At 47.1% G+C, this 2,512-nt stretch carries 3 protein-coding genes; all 3 read left to right on the top strand.

Features of this window, described 5'->3' with window-relative positions:
* The first annotated feature begins 86 nt into the window (after positions 1 to 86).
* Complete coding sequence (gene tnpA / locus E2K74_RS14330) at positions 87 to 470, top strand: IS66-like element accessory protein TnpA (protein WP_004762545.1); 384 nt, start codon at positions 87 to 89, stop codon at positions 468 to 470.
* Complete coding sequence (gene tnpB / locus E2K74_RS14335) at positions 467 to 802, top strand: IS66 family insertion sequence element accessory protein TnpB (protein WP_004691519.1); 336 nt, start codon at positions 467 to 469, stop codon at positions 800 to 802. The genes tnpA and tnpB overlap by 4 nt, the downstream gene beginning before the upstream one ends.
* A gap of 74 nt (positions 803 to 876) precedes the next feature.
* Positions 877 to 2,481 carry an IS66 family transposase gene (gene tnpC / locus E2K74_RS14340; protein ID WP_150378078.1) on the top strand — a complete coding sequence of 535 codons (1,605 nt, stop codon included), beginning with the start codon at positions 877 to 879 and terminating at the stop codon, positions 2,479 to 2,481.
* The last annotated feature ends 31 nt before the right edge of the window (positions 2,482 to 2,512 follow it).

The raw sequence follows: 2,512 nt of genomic DNA on the forward strand, positions 1-2,512 counted from the left end.
GTAAGCGTCCGCTGAACACACCTTATGAATTCATCCTATAAGCCTTAATTTAGTCCCCACTTAAAAACAAGTGGGGACTAAAATTTATGACTACAAATCACCAGACATCCATCGCATCTCTTGCGAAAAAACGAAGAACATACAGTGCTGAATTTAAACAGCAGATCGTTCAGGCTTGTAAAGCACCGGACGTTTCAATTGCTTCGGTCGCTTTGCAACATGGATTGAATACAAATCTTGTATCCAAATGGATTCGCTTAATTGATGGTAAGCCAGGGAATGATCGCTCACCACTACCGAATAAACCTGCATTTATTGCCTTATCTTGCTCTGCACCATTAGATCCTACTCCTACTGACATGTTAACGGTTCAAATTACTTTACCCCACTCAAAAGCAGAAATTGGCTTGAAATGGCAAGTATCAGAAATATCTGCTTTAGCAGAATTACTCAAGGCACTTGCAACATGATCCGCATTGATGAAATCTGGCTTTCTACCCAACCTCTGGATATGCGAGCAGGGATGGATACTATCATGGCTCAGGTGGTGAGAGCCTTTGGCTACATTAAACCGCATTGTGCTTACCTGTTCTGTAATAAACGTGGCCATCGCATGAAAGTGCTGGTACATGATGGACTGGGCATCTGGCTGTGTGCCCGGCGGCTGGAACAGGGAAAATTCCACTGGGCGCAGGTTCACCAGGGTGAAAGCATGGCGATCAGTCCGGAACAGTTACAGGCACTGATCCAGGGTTTACCTTGGCAGCGCATTGGACGACAGCAGGTGGTGACGATGCTCTAAACTAGGCTGGTCCATTCTGCTATTCTCCAAACGTTCTATTTCCTCTGCGTCATGACCTCAGGCATACTGCGGTCATGAATACGCTGCCAGACTTAAGCCAACTGACCCATGAACAACTGCTGGAATTTACCAGACAGTTGGCAATGCAGCATCAGTCTCTGGCACAATCAAATCAAGAATTAGAAAAATCAAACCAGCAATTGGATGCCAAAGTTCAACATCTTTCCATTCTCACGCAAAAATACGAGCATGAGCTCGCACTATTTAAACAGCACAAATTTGGCAGTAAAAACGAACATCTCACCACAAAACAAATCCACCTATGGGACGAAGCGGTCGAAGAAGATATCGCAGCAGTTGATTTGGAACTGGAGCGGCTGAATGCAGATAAAACCGATGCAGCGACAGAGAAAGCCACAGTCAACAAACCTAAACGTCGACTGCTGCCAGATCATCTACACACCATCCGTATTGAGCATGAACCTGCATCAACCCAATGCAGTTGTGGCTGCCAGTTACGTCGTATCGGCGAAGATATCAGTGAAAAACTGCATTTCAGACCAGCACAGTTCTACAAGGAACAGCATGTCCGTGGCAAATGGGTCTGTGATCAGTGCGACACTCTGACTCAGCAAGCGATGCCCGCCTATGTGATTGATAAAGGCATTGCTTCACCTGAACTGCTCAGCCATGTGCTGGTATCGAAGTATGCCGATCATTTGCCGCTGTACCGTCAGCGCCTGATCTATCAGCGGGCGGGCATTGATCTGTCCAGATCTACTTTATCTGACTGGATTGGTCGCTGCGGTGTGGAACTGGAACCTCTGGCCAATGCCTTAAAAGAGGTGGTGCTGCAACAGCAGGTGCTGCATGCAGATGAAACACCAGTCACCATTATGCGGATGGATGATGATGAGAAAAAACCGAAGAAAGGTTATGTCTGGGCCTATGCCACCACACAGTACAATCCAGTTCAAGCGGTGATCTATGACTTTCAGGATAGCCGTTCAGGCCAGCATGCTGCAGAGTTCTTGAAAGGCTGGCAGGGTTATCTAGTCTGTGATGATTACAGTGGTTATAAAGCACGCTTTAAATCAGGCCAGGTGATTGAGGTGGGCTGCATGGCCCATGCGCGTCGTAAATTCCATGAACTGCATGTGACCAAAAAAAGTCAGGTCGCTGAACAGGCATTAGTGCTGATTCAGAAACTGTATGCCATAGAAGCAGAACTCAGGAAAAAGACCGATAGTACAGCAGAACAGCGCCGCGAATACCGACAACAGCACAGCCAACCGGTGATGCAACAACTATATGAATGGCTCAACCAACATTATCTGACGGTACCATCGAGTTCTCCCACCGCCAAGGCCATCAATTACACGCTGAAGCGTTGGTCAGCTTTAAGCCGCTATCTGGATGATGGCAATCTACCCATTGACAATAACTGGGCAGAGAACTCAATGCGTCCCTGGGCATTGGGACGAAAGAACTGGCTATTTGCAGGTTCGCTGCGTAGTGGTCAACGAGCGGCCAATATCATGACTTTAATCCAGTCAGCAAAGCTGAATGGGCTGGATCCGTATGCCTATCTCAGTGATGTGCTGAAAAGGCTGCCGACACATAAAGCGACCCAAATAGAAGAATTACTGCCACATCGCTGGAAATCCAACTCAAATTAAAAAATAGGCATGGGGTTCAGCGGACGCTTAC

This window comes from Acinetobacter sp. RF15B (assembly GCF_007558235.1).
GTDB classification, from domain to species: Bacteria; Pseudomonadota; Gammaproteobacteria; order Pseudomonadales; family Moraxellaceae; genus Acinetobacter; species Acinetobacter lwoffii_C.